This is a genomic window from Providencia sp. PROV141, from assembly GCF_028481645.1.
In the GTDB taxonomy this organism is placed as follows: domain Bacteria; phylum Pseudomonadota; class Gammaproteobacteria; order Enterobacterales; family Enterobacteriaceae; genus Providencia; species Providencia rettgeri.
The window spans coordinates 25,833-49,399 of record NZ_JAMPPR010000004.1 but is presented as its reverse complement, the minus strand read 5'-3'; the positions used below and the strand labels follow the sequence as shown (position 1 = coordinate 49,399).

Here is a 23,567-nt window from a genome sequence, read left to right as displayed (position 1 = left end):
CTATGGCTGCGCTAATTGATCTTCAAGGGATCACTCGCCGCTACGGGGAAGGTGAAAACCAAGTTACGGTCTTAAAAAATGTCTCACTGCAAATTAATGCAGGTGAGATGGTAGCAATTATAGGTGCTTCTGGTTCAGGTAAATCTACACTCATGAATATTATTGGGTGCTTAGATAAACCAACAGAAGGGAATTACTGTATTGATGGCCAAAGCGTTGCAACATTAGATAACGACCAATTAGCAGAATTGCGTCGAGAGCATTTCGGTTTTATTTTTCAACGTTACCATTTATTAAGCCATTTAAGTGCGGAGCAAAATGTTGAGGTACCTGCGGTATATGCAGGGGCAGGTAAAAACCAACGTCGTGAACGAGCAGCTCAACTATTACAGCGTTTAGGGCTTGGGGAGCGAATTGAATATCGTCCAAGTCAGTTGTCTGGCGGGCAACAACAGCGCGTGAGTATTGCTCGCGCTCTAATGAATGGTGGGCAAATAATTCTCGCGGATGAGCCAACAGGAGCGCTAGATAGCCATTCAGGGGAAGAGGTCATGAGTATTTTAAAAGACCTTTGTGCTCAGGGGCATACAGTGATTATTGTTACTCATGATCCCGAAATTGCTCAGCAAGCGGAACGTATCGTAGAAATTAAAGATGGCGAAATTTTGAAAGATTCGGGGAGTAAAGCCTCGATACGTACGAATTCATTACCAAAAGCTCCTGCAAGAAAACTCACATTAAATCAAATGTATGGCCGATTTAGTGAGGCATTGTTAATGGCTTGGCGAGCCATGGTTGTCAATAAAATGCGCACGCTGCTGACGATGCTTGGAATTATAATTGGTATTGCCTCCGTGGTTTCAATTATGGTGATTGGCGATGCGGCGCAAGGCATGGTACTCAATGATATTAAATCGATCGGAACCAATACCATTTCTATCTATCCCGGGAAAGACTTCGGGAGTGACGATGCGGAAAATAGGCAATCATTAAAGTCGTCGGATATTGACGCGATTGCTAAGCAACCTTATGTCCATGCTGTCTCTGGGGAATTAAATAGCTCAACTCGGCTAAGAAAAGGCAATTTAGATGCATCAGCTCAACTTTCAGGTGTTGGGCGTGATTATTTTAATGTTTATGCTTCAAGGTTTTCAGAAGGAATGGGGTTTACTCAAGATATGGCGGACAGACGAGCCCAAGTGGTGGTCATTGATGCTAACACCAAGCGCCGCTTTTTTCCTAAACAAGAGCATGTTATTGGCGAAACTTTACTCATTGGTAATATGCCAGCAACGGTCATCGGTGTACTTGAAGAAAAAAAATCAGCTTTTGGTTCGAATAAGTCATTATCCATTTGGTTACCAGACACCACGGTAAATAGTAAAGTGCTTAACCGGCCATACTACGACAGTATCACTGTGCGGGTTAAAGAGGGCTATGATGCTAAAACAGCGGAGCAGCAACTGATCCGTTTATTGACATTGCGTCATGGTAAGCAAGATATTTTTACCTATAACCTAGATACCTTTATTAAAACGGCAGAGAAAACAACCCAAACAATGCAGTTATTCCTCACACTAGTGGCCGTCATTTCATTAGTGGTTGGAGGAATTGGTGTGATGAATATTATGCTGGTTTCTGTGACAGAAAGGACGCGGGAAATTGGTATTCGCATGGCGGTAGGGGCTAGAACCAGCGATGTGATGCAGCAATTTCTCATCGAAGCCGTGCTGGTATGTTTAATGGGCGGGCTGATGGGAATTGGCCTATCGTATGGAATTAGTTTATTGGCTCAAATGGCGCTACCGGGCTGGACTTTCTCTTTTGATCCTGTGGCGTTAATCAGTGCCTTTGCTTGTTCAACAGCCATTGGTATTATTTTTGGCTTTTTACCGGCTCGAAATGCGGCTCGCTTAAACCCAATTGACGCATTAGCGAGGGAATAGTTTATAGCTTAATCATTTATAAGCTAAATAATAACTGTGTGTCTTCTGCATCACAGGGTTTGGTGCAGAAGATATAAAGAAGGCATTAAATGCTAACTTGAAAGAGATATCTGCTCAAGAATAGTCTCATTTATTGGAACTGAGTTCCTCAAATAAATTCTGCTAATTAAATGTGTTATTTTTAACTTCTTCATTTCCTGATAATATTTTTTTCAATCTATATATTCCCTCGTTTCCCAAAATATTTCATAATAAAAAACTATCTGAAAAGATAAATTCTGCTTGCGAATTGGTATCGATCATGGATATCATTTGCCTTGTAGAATAAATGAAACCTAGTTCCATATAATGGAACTTATAATAAAGCCAGTAAAAAATAAGCAAAGACAACCACACAGCAGGTGCGATATGGCGAATAAAGCAGGTGAAGATTATTCTTTGGCTCGAGTACCCCAAAGTGCTCGTAGACCGTTCTATGAAGTGTTAATTCTACGAATTGGCGCACTAGCTTGTGTTTCACAAGTGATGTTAGGTGCAGCTCTTGGGTATGGGTTAACTTTTTGGCAGGCGTTTTGGGCAACAATGCTTGGCTCTGTAATTTTACAGGTTGTCAGCTGGGGGCTTGGAGCGGCTGCGTGCCGTGAAGGAATGTCAATCAGCCTACTGTCTCGGTGGGCGGGTTTTGGTAAGTTAGGCTCAGCTCTCATTGGTGGCGCGATTGCTATCTCCTTAATGGGCTGGTTTGGCGTCCAAAATGGTTTCTTTGCGGATGGAATGTATAAAGCGACTAATGTGCTAACACCAGGGACTTGGTCACTTATTACAGGTATTGCGGTGACGGTTATAACAGTATATGGGTACCGATTTTTATCTATTACTGCCAATATCTCAACGCCGCTATTTTTATTCGCGTTAGGTTGGGCGACATATAATTTATTATCAGGTCAAGATATTGGTACGCTTATCAATGACACTGAACCCGCCGGGCCATTAATGACTATGCCTGCGGCCATTACAATGGTTGCTGGTGGTTTTATTATTGCTGCAGTAACAACACCCGATATCAGTCGCTTTATGAAAGGGCCTAAAGATGTGTTTTGGATGACTCTCATCGGCACATTTTTTGGTGAACTATTGGTCAATATGATAGCAGTACTAATGGCATTATCATTACGTACAAGCCAAGTATTTGATTTAATGATGGCGCTGACTGGCCTATTAGGTGCATCGATTGTTATCTTCTCGACAATAAAAATGAATGATATCAATCTGTATTCGTCATCTTTAGGTTTTTCAACACTACTAAATGCTATCTTCAATAAGCGTTTTGACCGCCGTTATTTAACGTGGGTGATTGGTATCTTTGGCACAATCGCTTCAATGTTAGGGATCTTAGATAACTTTATTGGTTTCTTAATTTACTTAGGAATAGCCATCCCGCCTGTCGCAGGGATTATGGTTGTTGACTATTATTTATTGAAGCGTGACCGTAAAGAATTAGATATCACTCGAGAGCAAGGCATATTACCACCAAGCTGTGAAGCATATAACCCTGTTACATTAGTTGTGTGGGTGATTGCTGTGGCTGTTGGATGGGGAACCTCGGAATTAGGTCCATTGCACGCTGACTATGGTATCCCTGCGCTTAACTCTTTGATTACTGGTGCAGTAGCCTATTGGATAGGCATGCGCTGGCAGGCGAAAGCGAAAGGTGTTGAAACGGTACACTTTCGCAAAGTCTCTCATTTAGATTAAGGATTAAACAATGTCAGGTACAAAAGTTAAAGTTGCTCTGGCTCAGTTTGATTCAGAACTTGGCAATAAAACCAATAACTTGCAACGTATGGCGCAGTTATGCCAACAAGCCGCAGATTCAGGGGCAAAATTGATTTGTTTCCCTGAATTGGCGACAACAGGTTACCGTGGTGACTTACTGACCACTAAGTTGTGGGATTTAAGCGATTCCATCGGAAGTGAAACCTATAGGCTATTTAGCGAGCTTGCTACTCGTCTAAATATCACTATTGTGAGCGGCTTTGTTGAGCGTGGTGAATATTTAGGTGATATCTATAACTCTGTCGGTGTTTGGAATCCGGGATGTGAAGGTATCAGTGGTGTTTTTCGTAAAGTTCATGCCTTTGGGCTTGAAAAACAGTGGTTTGGGCGCGGTGATACTTTCCCGGTGTTTGAAACACCGATTGGTAAAATCGGTATCATGATTTGTTATGACATGGGCTTTCCCGAAGTCGCACGAATTTTAACATTACAAGGTGCCGAATTGTTATTAGCTCCTTCAGCTTGGTGTGTTCAAGACCGAGATGTCTGGGATATTAACAGTGCTTGTCGTGCATTAGAAAATGGAACTCATTTACTTGCAGTGAACCGTTGGGGTCATGAAGAAGATCTGCATTTATTTGGTGGTAGTAAGGTTTTAGGTCCTCGCGGCCAAGTACTTTGTGAAGCCAGCTGTGAAGGTGAGGCGCTATTAATTGGTGAGGTTGATTTTTTAAACCAAGCCCATACACGCTTAAAAGTGCCTTATCTAAGAGATAGAAAGCCACAAAGCTACGGTGTATTAACCCAAGGTTTAGGGTCATGAGTATTTTATCTAGCGTTGTTGACGTTTACCAATTGTTCCTGCGTTCTGGAAATGAGCTGACTGTGACAACGTTGGTTAATGAATTAGGCATGCCTAAAAGTTCGGCCTCCCGCCTTTTAAAGCAAATGGCAGAGCTTGGGTTGTTAGAAAAGAAAAACAATGCACCGATATATCGGCCAGGTTTGCTGATTATGGAATTAGCGCATCGAGCTAGGGGAATGAATCCGTTAATCGATATGATGCTTGAAGCGCTTGATGAACTTGCGAAAGATAGCGGTTTTACCAGCTATGTGTCAGCACTTGACGATGATATGGTTCGCGTCGTTCATGCACGCTTTGGCAATAGCATGTTGCAAGTGATTACTCAACCGGGGACACGCTTACCCATACTGGGAACGTCAACGGGGCGTGCATTATTAGCAAGGTTACCGCTAAATGAGCGGTCAAAAATTATTGACCGTGAACCCAAAGAAGAGCGCGGTAAATTAGTTGAGCGTTTGGACATAGTGGCTGAGCGCGGCTGGGAATTTTCGATGGATGAATCCGTTGCTGGAGTCGCTTCCATATCTAGCACGGTGTTCGACCCAGCGCAAAATACGTTATATGCCTTGTGTTTAAGTTTGCCTGCAACGCAAATGAATGATGAGGTTATGGCGCTGTTATCCAAAAGTCTTTGCCATAAAGCCGCTTATCTTGGTTGTATGGTGGGTGACCCGTATTGGTTGCAAAAAAGCATGAATAAGTCATGAACTTATTTCGTGTCATAAAAGCAAACAGTAGTAAGAAGTAGGCAGTAGAAGTAATCAGTAATTTATAAATATTTATATTGTTATTATTTTAAGTGCGTGAATACGCCTTCATCAGGAAAAATGGAACCTCAATTATATGAGGCTCCATCTAGAGCGAAATGAGGTTAACTCGTTATTTTATGCGAGTTAACCTCAAAGTAGTTCTTCACTCCCATAAAAAAAATTAAAGGAAGTACAATGAGTCTAAAACAAACTCTTTGCGTATATGAGCTAATCGATTGCGCTAGTGTTAAAGGTGAAGACATTGTTGCATTGTTCCAAGATTTCCCACACATTGAAGTCATATCTAAAACGGTTAAGGATAATAAAGGGCAAAGCGATTTTGTTCGTATCCTTATTCCTGGAATACAAGGTAAATCACACCATAAAGACGCGCCAACGCTGGGGATCATTGGGCGTTTAGGTGGGATAGGTGCTAGGCCTTCTCGCATTGGTGTCGTGTCTGATGCAGATGGTGCGATTGCCGCACTTGCAGCAGCACTTAAACTGGCACAAATGTATGAAAAGGGTGATCGGTTACTCGGCGATGTCGTGATCACAACACATATTTGCCCCAATGCGCCAACACGTCCGCATACACCTGTTGATTTCATGGATTCCCCCCTTGAAGATGATACGATGAATCAACATGAAGCGATCCCAGAAGCGGATGCTATTTTGTCTGTAGATACCACAAAGGGAAATCGTTTACTCAATCATAAAGGGTATGCGTTGTCTCCAACGGTAAAAAATGGTTATATTTTACCTGTATCAGAGGATTTAATCCGTTTGATGGAGTGGAGCAGTGGCCAAAAAGCGGTGACATTCCCGTTGTCCATTCAAGACATCACGCCATATGGTAATGGCCTACATCATATCAACAGTATATTACAACCTGCAGTATCTACATCTGCGCCAGTGGTTGGTGTCGCTATTTGCTCAGAAACGGTGGTGCCTGGTTGCTCTACAGGGGCTAGCCATGAGGTCGACATTGCAGCGACAGTGAAATTTATGATAGAAGTGGCTAAAGCATTCACAGGAAAGCAATGTGCGTTTTATGATGTTGAACAGTATGATTTATTAACGTCATTATATGGTGATATGTCGCACCTGCAAACCGCAGGCAATGGTGCGGTAAAGAAGTGATTAATTGATAAATAGTCACAGTTAATTATTAGTGTTGTCAGTGTTACTAAAATAATTAACTGTGCTCTATTGCTGAGCTATTGATTTAATTCGGTAATATTGTCTGGGCCATCCTCAATGTTAATAGGAACAATGAGGTTTGCATGATTACCTTTTGGGCCAATAGTCACACTAAATTGAACTTTCTGGCCAGCTTTTAGTGTCCTGTAACCGTCCATTTGAATACAGGAATAATGAGCAAAAATATCTTCTCCGCCATCAGCCGGGCAAATAAAACCAAAGCCTTTTGCGTTATTGAACCACTTAACGATACCCGTCTCCATATTTCATCCTTCAGATTTACCAATATTTGCGTTTAAAGCAATGTATAAAAAACATACAAAATAAGTATAAGTACGATGTCATTTGTTCGTAAAATATACTGTAATAAATTGCCTTCTAAGGTCAAGAGGCGAGGTACAGGAATTAGTGGAAAGTGTTAAGAATTCACTAATCAATAGCGCTCATTTTCTATAATATTTGATGTGGCTCACAGATTGCTAACCATGGAAGCAAAGGTGATTCCCATGGTACACTGTCACTTGAAGCAATATAGACAAAAACAGCATGGTTACGAAATGGTATAGTTTTGTGGTGTTATCAATATGATTGATAGAAATCGTTGATAATAAAGACTATGCTTAAATTGAAGTTAAACACTGAGCAAGAAAGTAATGAGTGATTTTCTGGGCACATTTAAAACTGACGTCATTTTTAAAGATGAAATAGAACAAACCTTACAGCCACCTTCGATGTATAAGGTGCTATTAAATAATGACGATTACACTCCGATGGATTTTGTTGTCGAAGTGTTACAAAAATACTTTTCTTTTGATGAAGAACGCGCTACACAGATAATGTTAGATGTCCATATTCAAGGAAAGGGCGTTTGTGGAATTTTTACTGCAGAGGTTGCTGAAACAAAAGCGGCACAAGTCAATACTTTTGCTCGTGAACATGAGTACCCTTTGCTTTGCACTATAGAGAAAGTCTAATTTGGCTTAATATCAATTTTGGGAGGTGCTTATGCTCAATCAAGAACTGGAGCTTAGTTTAAACGTAGCTTTTACGAAAGCGAAAGACAGCCGCCATGAGTTTATGACTGTAGAGCACCTATTGCTAGCGCTACTGAGTAATATCTCTGCTCGCGAAGCTTTAGATGCTTGTAAGGTTGATCTTGTTGCATTACGTCAAGAACTTGAACACTTCATCGCGCAAACGACACCTTTGTTACCCGAAAATGATAGCAGAGACACCCAGCCTACGTTGAGTTTTCAGCGTGTATTACAGCGCGCCGTTTTTCATGTGCAATCATCTGGGCGTAACGAAGTTAGCGGCGCAAACGTATTAGTCGCAATTTTTAGTGAGCAAGAATCCCAAGCTGCGTACTTATTACGTAAACATGATGTTAGCCGTTTAGATGTGGTTAATTATATATCTCATGGCACGATAAAAGGCGAAGAGGCGTCATCAGAACAAGATATCCCCTCTAGTAGCATGCAAAATGAAGAGCAGCCGGTCTCAGAAGACCATATGGACAACTTTACGACCAACTTGAACCAGCAGGCCAAGAAAGGGAATATCGACCCTCTAGTTGGACGTCAGGCTGAATTAGAGCGTACTATTCAAGTACTGTGCCGCCGTCGTAAAAATAACCCATTATTAGTTGGCGAGTCAGGTGTCGGTAAAACCGCGATTGCCGAAGGGCTGGCGTGGCGTATTGAGCAAGATGATGTTCCTGACGTAATGAAAGGTTGCACAATTTATTCATTAGATATTGGCTCATTACTGGCGGGAACCAAATACCGTGGTGACTTTGAGAAACGCTTCAAAGCATTATTAAAAATGCTGGAAAAAGATCCGAAGAGTATTTTATTTATTGATGAAATACACACTATCATCGGTGCAGGGGCGGCCTCTGGTGGGCAAGTTGACGCTGCAAATTTAATTAAACCGTTGCTATCCAGTGGCCGAATTCGTGTTATTGGTTCTACAACATACCAAGAATTTGGCAGTATTTTTGAGAAAGACAGAGCTTTGGCGCGTCGTTTCCAGAAAATTGATATTGTGGAACCAACTCCAGAAGAAACAATTCGCATCATCAATGGGTTAAAACCTAAATATGAAGCGCATCATGATGTTCGGTATACCGCAAAAGCGATTCAAGCCGCAGTAGACTTATCCATTAAATATATCACTGATAGACATTTGCCTGATAAAGCCATTGACGTGATCGATGAAGCTGGTGCACGAACGCGATTGGTTGCACCAAGTAAGCGTAAAAAAACTATTGGTGTACCCGAAATTGAAACTGTTGTGGCGCGTATCGCTCGTATTCCTGAAAAAACTGTTTCTTCAAGTGATAAAGACAAACTCAAGACACTCGACTCTCGTTTGAAAATGTTAGTGTTTGGGCAAGACAAAGCGATAGATTCATTGTCTGAGGCAATTAAAATGAATCGGGCAGGTTTAGGGTTAGAAAATAAACCGGTGGGTTCTTTCTTGTTTGCAGGTCCGACGGGGGTGGGTAAAACGGAGGTCACTGTTCAGTTAGCCAAAGCGCTGGATATTAAATTATTACGTTTTGATATGTCCGAGTATATGGAGCGTCATACTGTTAGTCGTTTAATTGGTGCTCCTCCTGGCTATGTCGGCTTTGACCAAGGTGGTTTACTGACAGATGCTGTTATCAAGCATCCACATTCAGTGGTGTTGTTAGATGAGATCGAAAAAGCCCATCCTGATGTGTTTAATATCCTCTTACAGGTAATGGACCACGGTACTTTAACGGATAACAACGGCCGTAAAGCAGATTTTCGAAATGTTGTTGTGGTAATGACAACTAACGCAGGGGTGCAAGAAACTCAGCGTCGTTCTATTGGTTTTGCTGAGCAAGATAATAGTACTGATGCGATGTCTGAAATCAAAAAGACATTCTCACCAGAGTTTCGCAACCGCCTTGATGGTATCATTTGGTTTAACTCATTAACTCCGGAAATTATTACGCAAGTTGTTGATAAGTTTATTGTAGAATTACAAGTTCAACTTGATGAAAAAGGCGTATCAATTGAAGTTAGCGCCGCGGCTCGCCGTTGGTTATGTGAAAAAGGTTATGATAAAGCGATGGGTGCCCGACCTATGGCTCGCACCATTCAGGATAACCTGAAAAAACCATTAGCAAACGAGTTGCTATTTGGTTCACTAACGAATGGTGGCTCTGTAAGTATCGGGCTTGATGAAAAAAGTAACACACTGACATACAGCTTCAGTAGCGTGCACAAGGCCTCTCCGGAGGATGCGGTATTCTGACGAATAGACCACAGGTGTATCAATGCACCTGTGGTTGTCAGGCCTTGCCTGAAGCGAATATCAACGGCTACGGAAAATGATTCGGCCTTTGCTCAGGTCATAAGGTGTTAACTCTACAGTTACCTTGTCGCCTGTCAGGATGCGGATATAGTTTTTACGCATTTTTCCAGAAATATGAGCAGTCACCACGTGACCGTTTTCCAGTTCAACACGGAACATTGTGTTTGGCAGGGTATCTAAAACTGTGCCCTGCATTTCAATATTGTCTTCTTTGGCCATCTAATCCTCTAAGTTTAATAACCGTGATTTTTAACGGGCAAGATAATGCCCAAAAACCCGCACTAAGTAAAGAAGTGTCGCATTTTAACGCGATCTTTATTTTTAAGTGAAGGAATAAAATTAATGTAAAACCAAAATTCATTAATCGAAAATTGGCGGTATTTCAATCGATTGCGGTATCCAGCAGGCGGGGTCAATCGCTTTGTCACGCCACCGATAAAGAATATGTAAAAAATCCCTACGGGATATCTCTTTTGCGCCGATTGAGGCGGTATGGTGGTTAAGTACCTGACAATCAAAAAGTTGCCCATTATAGCGCAAAAAATGAAAATAGAATGTAATAAAAGCAAATTTGGATGCATCATTCATTCTACTGAACATAGATTCCCCACAAAATAGGTGCCCCATGTTCACACCATACAGGCCTCCAACGAGTTTATCGTCATACCAAGCTTCGATGGAATGCGCCATACCTGCTTGGTGTAATGCCAAATACCCCGCTTGAACTTCCGGTAAAATCCATGTGCCTTCTTGGCGTACAGAACAAGCTTCAATAACTTGCTTGAATGCATGGTTTACAGTAATGCGATAAGTCTGCTTTTTTAATACTTTTTTCATTGACCGGCTAATATGAAGCTCACCAACCATGAGTACTGCTCTCGGGTCCGGAGACCACCATAAAGGCATCTCTCCTGGATTGAACCAAGGAAAGATACCATCATAATAAGCGGCTTGCAGCCTTTTTGATGAAAGATCTCCGCCAATCGCTAATAAACCATTGGGCTCCCGCATGGCTTCAGACACGGGAGGGAATAAATAGGAGTCGTCATCTAATTGATACATATACGCCTCAGAGCGGTTGCTGTGCCCAGTGGCGCTGGCGGAACTGATAATACTGGCCTTGCATGCCTAACAACGCTTGATGGGTACCTTGTTCGATGATTTTACCATTATCCATCACGCAAATGTTATCCATTTCCTCTAAGCCCTGCATGCGGTGAGTAATGACAATTAATGTTTTATCAGCACATTTTTCTTTGAGTAGCGCTAAAATCTGTTGTTCTGTCTGCGCATCAAGCCCTTCCGTTGGCTCATCCATTAGAATTAATGGGGTATTATGTAATAAAGCACGGGCAATGCCTAAGCGGCGCTGTTCCCCACCAGAAAGCTGTCGACCGCCTTCACCCATCCATGCATTAAGCTTTAATTCGTTTTCTAATAAATTTCCCAAGCCAACTTGTTGTAATACTTCACTTAATTCGATATCAGTCGCTTGTTCATTGGCGAGTAATAGATTATTGCGTAATGTATCACTAAAGACATGAACTCGTTGTGGCACAACAGACATCATATTGCGTAACGATTTTTCGCTAAATTCGTTAATAGGCGTGCCATTTAAGTAGATGGTTCCGCTATCAACATCCCAAGCTCGAGTTAATAATTGAAGGAGTGTTGATTTACCGCAGCCAGTTTTACCTAATAAAGCAAGGTGTTGGCCTTTATTTAACGTTAAAGATACATTGTGAAGAACGGCAAATGGTTGTTCTGGATAGGTAAATGAAATATTGTCGACAGTCAGGCATTCCAATGTTGCGATTGAAGGGCTTTCACTCGGGAAAGTTACCTCCGGTTTTGCGGTCATTAATTGGGAAACGCGAGTAGCAGACGCAATCACTTGCCCCATATGTTGGAAGGCTACCGCTACAGGGCCTAATGCTTCGAAAGCAGCCAGCGCACAGAAAACAAACAAAGCAATCAGAGCACCCGGCTTGGTATCCCCCCCGACATGGTCGGCTGCCATCCAAAGAAGTAGTGTAGCAGTCACACCAGAGGCAAATAAAATAATGGCTTGAGATAGCCCGGTAAGTGCTGCTTGCTGTTGTTGGCGTATTTGCCATTTATTTTCAATATTAAGCAAATTTTGGCGAAAACGGTCAGTGGCGCCAAACAATGTTAGCTCAGCTTGCCCTTGCAGTGCAGAGGTTAAAATAGTGCGATAACTTCCACGTAATTCGGTTAGTTCACGGCCGATAGGTTTACCAGCACGATAAAATATAAATGGCATGGTAAACAGTAAGAACAACATGATGCCACCCAGAGTCCATGCAAGACGAGGGTCGAGGTAACTTAAACCAAAAATAAGGACAAAGGTAACAAAAAACGCAGTAATGATCGGCGATAAAACGCGTAAATAGAGGTGATCTAGGGTCTCTACGTCGGCGACGAGGCGATTGAGTAATTCCCCCTGACGGAAACGGCTGATACCGCCCGGTGAAAGGGGTAATACTTTACTAAAAGCGAAAACTCGCAAATGAGCAAGTACTTTAAAGGTGGCATCGTGACTAACTAGGCGTTCTCCATAGCGGCCAGCGGTACGAAAAATAGCGGCGCCACGGACGCCCGCAGCGGGTAACATGTAATTAAAATAGTAAAGACCCGGAAAACCAGCAATTGCGGTTCCGGCTAAAAACCAACCGGAAAGGGTAAGTAAGCCAATACTCGCCAGTAAGGTCACAATCGCTAAGATGATACCTAATGTAATTAAAAACCAATGGCGGCGGTAAAGAGCTAAGAAAGGTAATAAAATTTTCATTATCAAAGCTCCTCACTACGATGGGCAAGTAATTGGGCAAAAGCGCCTTCTGATTGACTTAATTGTGTGTAATTACCTTGCTGAATGATTTGCCCATTAGCCATTACCCAAATTTGGTCATAATCAAGGGTTTCTTCCAGCAAATGGGTGACTAAAAGGGTTGTTTGCTGACTTGATAGCTGGTTAAGTGTTTGCATGACACGTTGCTCACTGTGGGAGTCTAAGCTCGCAGCGGGCTCATCTAGAAGTAGCATACGAGAAGGTTTCAACAGGGTTCGTGCAACGGCAACACGTTGAGCTTGTCCGACCGAAAGGCGGGCGGCATAGTCACCTAATTTGGTATTTAGACCGTCAGGCAAATGGGCTAAGAACTCGGAAACATATGCATTATCAATAGCCTGTTGAATTTCTGCCTCTGTAGCATTTGGCTTGCCTAAACAGATGTTTTCAACCAGTGTTTGCTCTGGAAGGTGAGGGTTTTGCCCAACCCAACCAAGTAATTCACGCCATTTATCAGGGCATAATTCACGAAGTTCAACACCATTGACGGTGATGGAGCCACGATAAGGTAAAAAGCCTAACAATAAATTGAGTAATGAGCTTTTCCCTGCGCCACTTTGACCAACAATCGCAATACGCTGTTGTGGTTCAATATTGAAATCTAATGGCCCAGCAAGGCGCACGCCATCATGGGATAAAATTTCTAATTGTTTAGCCTGAATATAGATAGCATCATCGCTCAGTGTTTGGGTTCCTTGTTGAGTGTTTTGTTCTCCATCACTGTTTAACAATGTTTCGAGTGTTTCAGCGGCACCAACAGCTTGTGCTTTGGCGTGGTAGTATGTGCCAAGATCTCGTAGTGGTTGGAAAAACTCTGGAGACAGTATCAGGGCAAGAAAACCGGCAAATAGTGTGACAGGTAGACCGTAGCTACCAAAGTTCATTTCACCTAGGTAAGAAAAACCAAAATAGACGGCAACAACAGCAATAGAAATCGATGCAAAAAACTCAAGTACACCAGAAGATAGAAATGCCATTCTTAGTACTTCCATCGTTCTAGAACGAAAATCCTCTGTTGATTCGCGAATTTGCTTAATTTCTGCTTTTTCACGAAAAAATAACCGCAAGGTATCAAGGCCTCGTAATCTATCGAGAAAGCTACCGCTTAAACGGCCTAATGCAATAAAATTACGGCGGTTAGCATCCGCAGCACCTAACCCGACTAATGCCATAAAAATAGGAATTAGCGGGGCAGTGACGAATAAAATAAGTGCAGCAGCCCAGTTAAATGGGAAAATAGCAATCAGGATCATAATGGGGATGATCCCCGCTAAATACATTTGTGGAAGATAGCGTGAATAGTAGTCTTGCATGTCTTCAATTTGTTCAAGAATAATCGTAGCCCAGCTACCCGCTGGCTTACCTTTAACCCAAACAGGGCCGAGTTCTTGGAGTTTATCGAGTACCATGGTGCGTATTTCTTGGCGCACCACTTGGCCACAACGAAAGCCAACACGTTCTCGTATATAGGTGACAATTGCACGTAAGACGAAAACGCAAATCAGAAGAATAAAGGGAGTTAATAGCTGTTCTCGAGGAACGTTATCCATAATCAATGCTTGTAAGATAACAGCTAAGAACCAGGCTTGAGCAATAATCAGTAATCCGCTCAAAATACCTAGTAACATAGAGATCCGCAACCAGCGCTTGGCAGGGGCACTGTGTTGTTTTAACCAACGTACCAATTCAGTCTGTCTTGATTTATCCATAATGATTTAGTTAGCAGGTGTAGTTTTAATGTCATTGAGTATAGTTAGGAAATACCAACCTAACGTTGCTTTTACCATGCGCTATATTGCAGTTGGACTATTTTATACCGCATGAGAACGATAATTTTTTGATCTGGTAACGCAATTGGTGGTTATAAGGAAATCTGCGTTTTTGATCTTACCCATAAATTCGGGTACTAGGGTACATCATAACAGTTTCACCACGATATGTTACATAATAAAAGTGGGTTATTTACGGTGAGTTGTGTTTTGTTATTAAATTGTTTTGTAAAGGTAAATTTAATATTTCAGTAAGGTTTGGAATGTAATAATCTTGAGATGTTACTGTATTTTTACGTAATGAAAAGGTGACTTAACAAAGAAATGTTAAGCCACCTGCATTTTTAATTAGTATTAAGAAGTGGGGTCTATCATTAACCATTCTTTGGGTTTTAGTTTAAAGTTTCCTTTTAATAAATTATCCCAAGCCTGATTTTTTTCTTGCATGCTATTAAATGTGCGAGTTTGCGTATCCATTAACTCCCAGGTCTGTTCCGTTTGTTGCCATATATTGCAATCAATACTCGAACTACTTGGGTAGGAATAGCACATAACTACATCATTTTGGTTGTTTTGGTTTACATCGGCCATAAAGCCCACACATGGGTATGGGTCATATTGTGAAGTGCAATACCACGCACTGCTAACATTTTCTCCGAGATCGAACCAGCTGTCTGGTATTGTGGGGCTATTTTGAGCCTGAATTAATACTGATTTCAGTGGTTTGCGCTGTTCTTCTTCATAAGGGCTAGTTTGGAATAGTTTTTGATATTCAGGGTTGTTATTGAGTTGCTCAAAAGCCTGTTGCCCTTTTTCACCTAATTGTTTTAAGTCATAAGCTAGCGAGCTATTGACTTTAATTTTGCCATTTTCAACGCCAGCAAGAATACTGTTTAGTGTGATACGTTTAAAATCAGCAATAGGGCTGTTAGTGACCAATATAATGGCAATTAGAGACAAGACCCCCGCTTTATTGATAAACCCTAAATAGGACATCCAAGCTGATCTTTTATAAATAATGGCAATGCTGTAAGCAAAAACCAATACAAATAGGAATAAGGCAATAGTAAATGCATACAGGCGTTCAACACTCCAACTATACTGGTTAACTCGAACCAAAATGCCATAGAGAGAAAGCACTGAAAATGCATTGAGTAGAATAATGCTAATTAAGACAAAACCATTTAAACCTGTACGGTATTGATATTGGCTCGTGCCATCGCCATACACAAAATTGATAAAAATGAGATTTAAAATTAAAAACCATAGCATCACGGCGGAGCCTAATTCCGAGTAGCTTAAACCTGAAAAGTAGGAAACAACAAAACCACCTAAGAAAATAACGGCAACTATATTTAAGAGAGGTAAGAAAAAACGAGCAATAAAGCTAGCAAAATTACTGAGCTGTACATTTAGTGTTGTCCGTAAAAAAACTAAACTTACATTGAAGCCAAGTGCAAAGCTCACCCAGTAGATAACGTCGTTATCAAGAGCCTCACTCAAAAAATTAAGGTTAACAATATCAAATAGGAAACTGGCTATTTTTATGATTAAAGTTAGCAACCCACCGATAGCAGCAGCTAGAACACCTAAAAAGGTATTTTTAATATATAGCCCCATTAAGCAACCGTAATCGATTTTCCATGTTCTTGTTGCTTGCCACAGTTGCATCCAAGGAAGCATAAAAAAGAACAGGACGGTTAGGGTGATAAAGGCGAAGAATGGGTCTGTATCTGCAGGATTTTTAAAGTCTTGGGCATGCCAGTAATTGAGCCAGAAAATTAACCCAATAATAACGACGATGTTGAGATAAAAAATACCGGATTTTGCATTGGTAATTAGGTAACTTATTGCTGAAGGAACAAAAATAGCGAGCAAAATAGGCAGATATAGAGTGGTCGCGCTTAATTGGCTTTCTATACGGATGGCGTAATCAGTGGTGGCAGTGATGACGATGCCTTGCATCACGGCAAGTATGACAATAATAAAATAAGAATAACCGCGAATGGCATCACGTTCTAACTGTTGCCCCATACCTACACCCTATATTCGTAAATGTTATGTAAAAACAGTATAGGGAGTATTCGAGAAGTACAATATAAACTTGCTCTTAAAAATATATGTAAAACCAATAGTTAAGATGGGTAATATCAGTAACAAAAAAGGCTTCAATTGAATAAACATTGAAGCCTATTTAAATCACAATAATTTATTGATTATTTAGATGCTAAGCCATCAAGATAACGCTCTGCATCTAAGGCTGCCATACAGCCTGTGCCCGCAGAGGTAATGGCTTGACGGTAGATGTGGTCCATGACATCACCGGCAGCGAACACACCTTCAACAGAGGTTTTGGTTGCATTGCCTTGGGTGCCTGATTGCACTTTAATATAACCGTTGTCTAAATCGAGTTGGCCTTCAAAAATGCCTGTATTTGGACTGTGGCCGATAGCAATAAATGCACCCATAACAGGGATATCTTCTGTTGCGTGTGTTTTAGTACACTCTAAGCGTACACCCGTTACTCCCATGTCATCACCTAAGACTTCATTTAATGTACGGTCGGTATGCAGGATAATATTACCGTTCTCAACTTTATCCATTAAACGGTTAATAAGGATTTTTTCCGCGCGGAAGCTATCACGGCGATGAATTAAATGGACTTCTGATGCAATATTAGAAAGGTACAACGCTTCTTCTACTGCAGTGTTTCCACCACCAACGACAGCCACTTTTTGATTGCGATAGAAGAAACCATCACAGGTTGCACAAGCTGAAACGCCACGGCCTTTGAACGCTTCTTCTGAAGGCAGACCGATATAACGCGCGGAAGCGCCTGTCGCAATAATTAAAGCGTCACAGGTATATTCATTTTCATCGCCAATTAAACGGAAAGGGCGTTGTTTTAAGTCCACTTTTTGGATATGGTCAGAAATGATTTCAGTATCAAATTTTGACGCGTGCTCATGCATGCGTTCCATAAGCCCTGGACCGGTTAAACCTTCTGGGTCACCAGGCCAGTTTTCAACTTCAGTTGTGGTGGTCAATTGACCGCCTTTTTCCACCCCAGTAATCAATGCTGGGTTTAAGTTTGCACGTGCAGCATAGACAGCCGCAGTATAGCCTGCTGGGCCAGAACCAAGAATGATTAACTTGCGATGTGTTGTTGTGCTCATGAATTCCTCTTTAATCTAAAAAGCATTTATCAGATTGTAGGAGAAATAAGAGGCTAACAAAAGTGGTTTAAGTGCGACTTAGTTTCATTTGGCTTATTTCATCAATAGGTAAAACCGACAAAATGTAAAAAAATGTGACAAAAAGTTGCTTGTGTCACGCATCACAATTTTTAGGAATTATCTTGAATTAAGGCTGCGAAACGTTTTACTGGAAAAAAAAGCGAAATCTTGTACTGATTTTTATTCATTTGCTTTGACAATCGGCTGCGCATTTGCGAAAACATCAGTGTAAGAGTTAATTATCTAGCGGATCAATGGAAATGGCGCATTTTTGTTCTCACTGGAAAATTAACTTTACACTACTTACAAATTTAAAATACAAGTAAAAATTGTGGGTGATAATTACATTCACACTAACTTCAGCATTACGAATAAAATTTGCTCCTGAACACGAATTCCTAAATAAAAAAGGTGGCGGCTAAGGTGCTTATTTTTAGATGTAGAAAATAACAATTAGAGAAAGAGAGATAAAGAGATGATTGACAATAAAAAGCGTCCAGGCAAAGACCTTGACCGTATCGACAGGAATATATTAAACGAGTTACAAAAAGACGGGCGAATTTCTAACGTAGAATTATCTAAACGAGTTGGTTTATCCCCAACACCTTGTTTAGAGCGTGTGCGTCGTCTTGAGAGACAAGGATTTATCTCTGGCTATACGGCGTTATTAAACCCACACTACTTAGATGCATCTTTACTCGTGTTTGTTGAAATTACACTCAACCGCGGTGCAGCTGATGTGTTTGAGCAATTCAATACTGCAGTTCAAAAACTGGAAGAAATTCAGGAATGCCACTTGGTTTCTGGTGACTTTGACTACCTGTTGAAAACGCGTGTGCCAGATATGTCCGCATATCGTAAACTGTTAGGTGAAACTCTGTTACGTTTACCAGGCGTGAACGACACTCGCACCTATGTAGTTATGGAAGAAGTTAAACAAAGCAACCGCTTAGTGATCAAAACTCGCTAATCATAGCTTTTTAACCTCGCTTCAGCACAGCATTTCAGCTTTGTTGCCGCACTGCAGTTTCAACGCTGAGTTTACTCAGCGTTGTTCCGTTTTCTCACCTCATTTGCAGCTAGATAAAAACGTAATATCTCTCCTTTAAAAGGCATTGTCTGACCGTAATCCAAGTCTTTCTGTGTTATTTTGCAAAGATTACTTAGCAATTGATAAATTTTATTTCCAATTTATTGATTCTAAAGCTATAAATATTTAGGACTTTTGATGAGAAATAGAAATTGAATCGTCATACATTAGATGGAATACTGCATCTTAGCGTTTTCATAATGTCCTGATTTACCTTAGATGTTGTAAAGCAGGCAGAGCCAGGCGTTTAATGGTAGAATAAACCTAGGTTAGTCAAGAACATCAGTTAGCAAAGAAACAATAATGAGCCAAGAATATACAGAAGATAAACACATCAAATTTAAAAAACTAAGTAGCGGAAGACGGCTATTAGAGGTTATTTTGCTCGCAATATGCTTGAGCGCACTCTTCTTAATGGTGGCTTTATTGAGCTTCAGCCCTTCAGATCCAAGCTGGTCACAGACAACTTGGAATGCCCCAGTGAAAAATTTAGGGGGGAGTGTTGGTTCATGGAGCGCTGATATCCTTTTCTCTGCTTTTGGTATTCTTGCATTTGCTATTCCTCCCTTATTACTTCTAGGGTGCTGGGCGATTTTCCAATACGAAAGTCAGCGCCGATATATTGACTTTTTCTCTTTATCATTAAGATTAATTGGTGGTTTAGCACTTATTTTATCCTCTTGTGGGCTCGCGGCTCTCAATTTTGATGACTTACCTAACTTCGCCTCTGGTGGTGTGATTGGCAGTGTATTTAGCAGTGCAATTATGCCGTGGTTCAATTCATTAGGTGCTACGTTAGCATTGCTATTTTTATGGGCAATAAGCTTTACCCTGTTTACTGGGTGGTCATGGCTTACAATAGCAGAAAAAATTGGTGCGGCTGTGCTTCTCCCAATTACGTTGCTGACAAATCGAGCTAGGGGAGATGATTTAGATAACTATGATTATGACGTTGAAGAGACTGAAGGGGCTTTACAGCGTGCGCAAGAAGCTGAGCACAGGGCTAATGACGATCTAGAAAATATTGATGCGGATGATATTTTATTTTCTGCTCCCACAGTGGCTGAATTAGTCACTGAAATCGTTCCAACAACAGAAAAAACGACGAATGAAGCGATTACTGCGACAGAAAACTCAATCCCATTAGCGAATCAAAGCGTATCTGAGCAAGTTCCAGTACCGACCTTCTCGGCAGTGGATGAGCCGAGCACTTATCATTTTGAAGTACCTGAAGATTACCAGCCTAAGCTGGGTGCTGGTTTTGATATAACATCTGATACCGTTAATGAGCCGTTAGTTCAAGCGTCGCCATATGTTGCACCAGAAGAACAGCTGTTTAGTGTTCAACATCATCAACAAACAGAACCACAGAAACAAGGTAATACCGCTTACCAAGAGTATTCAGATAAACAAAAAACGCCTGTTCAGCAAGCTGCTTTTGAACCACAAACTCACTCAGCTCCACCACTTGACGCTGCAAATATAACGCAAAGTGTTATTCCTTCATCAGTCATTGAAAGGGGCTCTAACCCTGCGGCATTAGCAGCTGCGGGTATTTCAGTGGCTGCGCTGGAACGTCATGCTCAGGTTAAACAAAATATGGAACCAGAGCTTCCACGGCCAAACCCTGTTCGCTTACCGACTCGTCGTGAGTTATATGGTATTCGCATTCCATCGTTACGTGATGCAGAACTACAACGGCGTGAAGAAGAAGCCTCTAAGCGTGAGCAGATATATCAGCAGTGGTCTGCGAGTGAGTCTGAGCAACTTGAAACTGATGATGAAGCACAACAAGGTGAATTACTACGAGCGCAGTTTTTAGAGCAGCAACGTGAACGTTATGGTGAAGTTGATGAAACGGATTATGAAGCGCCGTTAAATAGCGTACATTCAGATGAAGAACCATTGCAAAATGAGCCAATGACAGAAAATAAAATCAGCTCATTTACACAGCCAGAAATTGAACACCGTTGGGCGTCGGCTTCGCAATTGTCTAATAATACACATACAATTCCAGAGCCTGAGGAGATTACGCCAATCGTGGATAATGGCTATCAACCTCAGTTCACGCAAGAGTATTCTCCGCAAGTACAAGAGGACTTTGAACCTAGGATTGATTTAAGAAAAGAGTTTTCTGTACTGGATAGTTTTACCCCTATTGATGACTTGGTTGATAACGAGCCGGCTGACCCATTATTTATGCCGTCATTTAGTGCGTCTTCTGTTCCACCTGCGGCTTCGCAAAATAATATTGATAATATTGCTAAAGGGCTTGGCAACCCACAATCGGTAACACAAACTTTTGCACAGCCACAGCAGCCACAGCAGCCACAGCAGCCACAGCAGCCACAGCAGCCACAGCAGCCACAGCAGCCACAGCAGCCACAGCAGCCACAGCAGCCACAGCAAGATAGTTTATTCCACCCGTTCTTAGTGCGTAATGACCAACCATTACCGAAACCAACAACGCCAATGCCATCTCTTGATTTGCTGGCAAGCCCGCCAGCGCAAGAAGAGCCAGTGGACATGTTCAAACTAGAACAAACAGCGAGGTTGATTGAAGCGAGACTCAATGATTATCGTGTTAAAGCTGAAGTGGTTGGGTTCTCGCCAGGCCCTGTCATTACTCGGTTTGAGCTTGATCTAGCGCCGGGAGTAAAAGCAGCAAGGATATCTACATTGTCACGTGACCTTGCTCGTTCGTTGTCAACCGTAGCCGTACGTGTTGTAGAAGTGATACCAGGTAAACCTTATGTGGGCCTAGAGCTCCCTAATGAGAAACGGCAAACCGTTTACTTGAGTGAAGTATTAGACTGCGATGACTTCCGCAAAAATCCATCTCCTCTCACTATTGTGTTAGGGAAAGATATTGAAGGCGATCCTGTCGTTGCTGATTTAGCGAAAATGCCACATTTACTCGTTGCGGGGACAACTGGCTCTGGTAAATCTGTTGGGGTCAATGCAATGATCCTCAGCATTTTGTATAAAGCGAAACCAGAAGATGTTCGCTTTATCATGATTGACCCGAAAATGCTCGAATTATCCATTTATGAAGGTATCCCACATCTATTGACAGAAGTGGTTACTGACATGAAAGATGCGGCAAATGCCTTGCGTTGGTGCGTGAATGAAATGGAACGCCGTTATAAATTGATGTCTGCGTTAGGGGTACGTAATCTAGCGGGTTATAACGATCGCATCAAAGCGGCAGACGAAATGGGACGGCCAATCCCTGATCCACATTGGAAACCTGGTGATAGTATGGATGTAGAGCATCCAATGCTGAAAAAAGAACCTTACATTGTTGTCATGGTTGATGAGTTTGCTGACTTAATGATGACGGCAGGTAAAAAAGTGGAAGAGCTAATTGCACGATTGGCGCAAAAGGCACGTGCAGCGGGTATCCATTTGGTATTGGCAACCCAACGACCATCGGTTGATATTATTACAGGGTTAATCAAAGCAAATATCCCAACACGGATTGCTTTTACGGTATCCAGTAAGATTGACTCGCGTACGATCCTTGACCAAGGCGGCGCGGAGTCTTTACTCGGTATGGGGGATATGCTGTATTTACCACCAAACTCTTCAATTCCAGTGCGGGTGCACGGCGCCTTTGTCCGTGACCAAGAGGTTCATGCCGTTGTGAATGATTGGAAAGCTCGCGGTAAACCACAATATATTGATAGCATTACAACCTGTAGTGATGATAGCGAAGGCGGTGGTTATGATAGTGGTGGCGAAGAGCTCGATCCGCTGTTTGACCAAGCTGTAGAGTTTGTTATTGAGAAACAACGAGTTTCCATTTCTGGGGTTCAACGCCAATTCAGGATCGGTTATAACCGTGCTGCAAGGATTGTTGAGCAAATGGAAATCCAAGGTATTGTTAGTGAGCAAGGGCACAATGGTAACCGTGAAGTTCTTGCTCCTCCGTCAATGGGACATTAATAATTTAGTGTGCTAATTGCTGGTTTAATTTAAGGGGTGTATAAAGACGGGACGCCTCTTAAGGTAATAATTTTAAGGTCTTTCATCGATGAAAAAAATGATGTTATTGGGTGCGTTAGCCCTGAGTTTACATATTGGCCAAGTATTGGCAGACGCAAGCCAAGACCTTCAAGAACGTTTGAATAAGGTCAATAGCTTCCAAGCTAGCTTCTCGCAAAAAGTGACAAGTCCTGAAGGGGATTTGATTCAAGAAGGTGTTGGGGATTTATGGCTTGAGCGCCCAAATTTATTTAATTGGAATATGACATCACCTGATGAAAGTGTACTGGTGTCAGATGGAAAAAATTTGTGGTTTTATAATCCGTTTGTAGAACAAGTGACCGTAACTAATTTAGCGGATGCTACGCAAGATACGCCATTTCTACTAATTACACGTAACGACCCGAAAGATTGGAAACAGTACTCAATCATCCAACAAGGAAATACGTTTGATTTAAAACCAAAACAAACTAATGGAACTTTAAAACGTTTTTCCATTACAGTTTCTCCCCAAGGGACGATTGAGCAGTTTTCAGCGGTTGAGCAAGATGGCCAAACCAGTGCTTATCAATTAAAAGAGCAAAAAAATGGTCGCGTTGATGCAAGTAAATTTAAATTTACAGTACCAAAAGGTGTCACTCTAGATGACCAGCGCTCAAACGCAAAATAAGCTTGATTAGAAAAAATATTAACCAGCAACTTTGGTATTTGCTGGTTAATATATAA

At 41.6% G+C, this 23,567-nt stretch carries 17 protein-coding genes; 10 read left to right on the top strand and 7 right to left on the bottom strand.

The genetic code is table 11. The features are described 5' to 3' along the window. Positions 1-2 precede the first annotated feature (2 nt). The 5 genes from macB to PSF09_RS02950 all read left to right on the top strand — a co-directional run bounded on the left by macB (position 3) and on the right by PSF09_RS02950 (position 6,479). On the top strand, positions 3-1,946 hold the full coding sequence (macB, locus tag PSF09_RS02970; RefSeq protein WP_210836804.1) for a macrolide ABC transporter ATP-binding protein/permease MacB: 1,944 nt from the start codon (positions 3-5) through the stop codon (positions 1,944-1,946). A gap of 408 nt (positions 1,947-2,354) precedes the next feature. Further along, positions 2,355-3,701, top strand: coding sequence for a purine-cytosine permease family protein (locus PSF09_RS02965; protein WP_004909397.1), 1,347 nt, complete (start codon positions 2,355-2,357; stop codon positions 3,699-3,701). A 10-nt stretch (positions 3,702-3,711) separates the two neighbouring features. Then, on the top strand, positions 3,712-4,545 hold the full coding sequence (locus PSF09_RS02960) for a nitrilase-related carbon-nitrogen hydrolase (RefSeq protein ID WP_272683472.1): 834 nt from the start codon (positions 3,712-3,714) through the stop codon (positions 4,543-4,545). Next, positions 4,542-5,294 carry an IclR family transcriptional regulator gene (locus tag PSF09_RS02955; protein WP_210836806.1) on the top strand — a complete coding sequence of 251 codons (753 nt, stop codon included), beginning with the start codon at positions 4,542-4,544 and terminating at the stop codon, positions 5,292-5,294. Before PSF09_RS02960 ends, PSF09_RS02955 begins: the two co-directional genes overlap by 4 nt. Before the next feature lie 237 nt (positions 5,295-5,531). Further along, entirely contained in the window at positions 5,532-6,479 is a 948-nt protein-coding gene (locus PSF09_RS02950) for a DUF1177 domain-containing protein (protein WP_272665344.1), read from the top strand. 77 nt (positions 6,480-6,556) lie between these two features. Here the strand turns inward: PSF09_RS02950 and cspD are convergent, their stop codons facing one another. Then, on the bottom strand, positions 6,557-6,802 hold the full coding sequence (gene cspD, locus PSF09_RS02945; protein ID WP_272665343.1) for a cold shock domain-containing protein CspD: 246 nt from the start codon (positions 6,800-6,802) through the stop codon (positions 6,557-6,559). A 390-nt stretch (positions 6,803-7,192) separates the two neighbouring features. Here cspD and clpS point away from each other — a divergent pair, with 390 nt between their 5' ends. Both clpS and clpA read left to right on the top strand, forming a co-directional pair. Then, complete coding sequence (clpS, locus tag PSF09_RS02940; protein ID WP_004256357.1) at positions 7,193-7,513, top strand: ATP-dependent Clp protease adapter ClpS; 321 nt, start codon at positions 7,193-7,195, stop codon at positions 7,511-7,513. A 31-nt stretch (positions 7,514-7,544) separates the two neighbouring features. Continuing rightward, positions 7,545-9,827, top strand: a complete 2,283-nt coding sequence (gene clpA, locus PSF09_RS02935) for an ATP-dependent Clp protease ATP-binding subunit ClpA (RefSeq protein WP_210836810.1) — start codon at positions 7,545-7,547, stop codon at positions 9,825-9,827. A gap of 60 nt (positions 9,828-9,887) precedes the next feature. On the opposite strand, the gene infA is transcribed toward clpA, so the two are convergent. From infA to trxB, 6 genes are all read right to left on the bottom strand, one after another. Further along, positions 9,888-10,106, bottom strand: coding sequence for a translation initiation factor IF-1 (gene infA / locus PSF09_RS02930; RefSeq protein WP_004244560.1), 219 nt, complete (start codon positions 10,104-10,106; stop codon positions 9,888-9,890). A gap of 141 nt (positions 10,107-10,247) precedes the next feature. Then, positions 10,248-10,949 carry a leucyl/phenylalanyl-tRNA--protein transferase gene (gene aat, locus PSF09_RS02925; RefSeq protein WP_210836811.1) on the bottom strand — a complete coding sequence of 234 codons (702 nt, stop codon included), beginning with the start codon at positions 10,947-10,949 and terminating at the stop codon, positions 10,248-10,250. Between the two features lie 7 nt (positions 10,950-10,956). Then, a complete protein-coding gene (gene cydC / locus PSF09_RS02920; protein WP_272665342.1) occupies positions 10,957-12,699 on the bottom strand; it encodes a heme ABC transporter ATP-binding protein/permease CydC in 1,743 nt (580 codons plus the stop codon). Positions 12,700-12,701: 2 nt separating this feature from the next. Further along, entirely contained in the window at positions 12,702-14,468 is a 1,767-nt protein-coding gene (cydD, locus tag PSF09_RS02915) for a heme ABC transporter permease/ATP-binding protein CydD (RefSeq protein WP_272520076.1), read from the bottom strand. Positions 14,469-14,882: 414 nt separating this feature from the next. Next, a complete protein-coding gene (locus PSF09_RS02910; protein WP_272683471.1) occupies positions 14,883-16,562 on the bottom strand; it encodes a DUF7057 domain-containing protein in 1,680 nt (559 codons plus the stop codon). Positions 16,563-16,744: 182 nt separating this feature from the next. After that, positions 16,745-17,704, bottom strand: a complete 960-nt coding sequence (gene trxB / locus PSF09_RS02905) for a thioredoxin-disulfide reductase (RefSeq protein WP_272683470.1) — start codon at positions 17,702-17,704, stop codon at positions 16,745-16,747. 535 nt (positions 17,705-18,239) lie between these two features. On the opposite strand from trxB, the gene lrp reads away from it, so the two are divergent. The 3 genes from lrp to lolA all read left to right on the top strand — a co-directional run bounded on the left by lrp (position 18,240) and on the right by lolA (position 23,511). Further along, entirely contained in the window at positions 18,240-18,734 is a 495-nt protein-coding gene (gene lrp, locus PSF09_RS02900) for a leucine-responsive transcriptional regulator Lrp (RefSeq protein ID WP_004256338.1), read from the top strand. A 423-nt stretch (positions 18,735-19,157) separates the two neighbouring features. Then, positions 19,158-22,802, top strand: coding sequence for a DNA translocase FtsK 4TM domain-containing protein (locus PSF09_RS02895; protein WP_272683469.1), 3,645 nt, complete (start codon positions 19,158-19,160; stop codon positions 22,800-22,802). An 88-nt stretch (positions 22,803-22,890) separates the two neighbouring features. Beyond that, complete coding sequence (lolA, locus tag PSF09_RS02890; RefSeq protein WP_115167655.1) at positions 22,891-23,511, top strand: outer membrane lipoprotein chaperone LolA; 621 nt, start codon at positions 22,891-22,893, stop codon at positions 23,509-23,511. Positions 23,512-23,567: the final 56 nt, after the last annotated feature.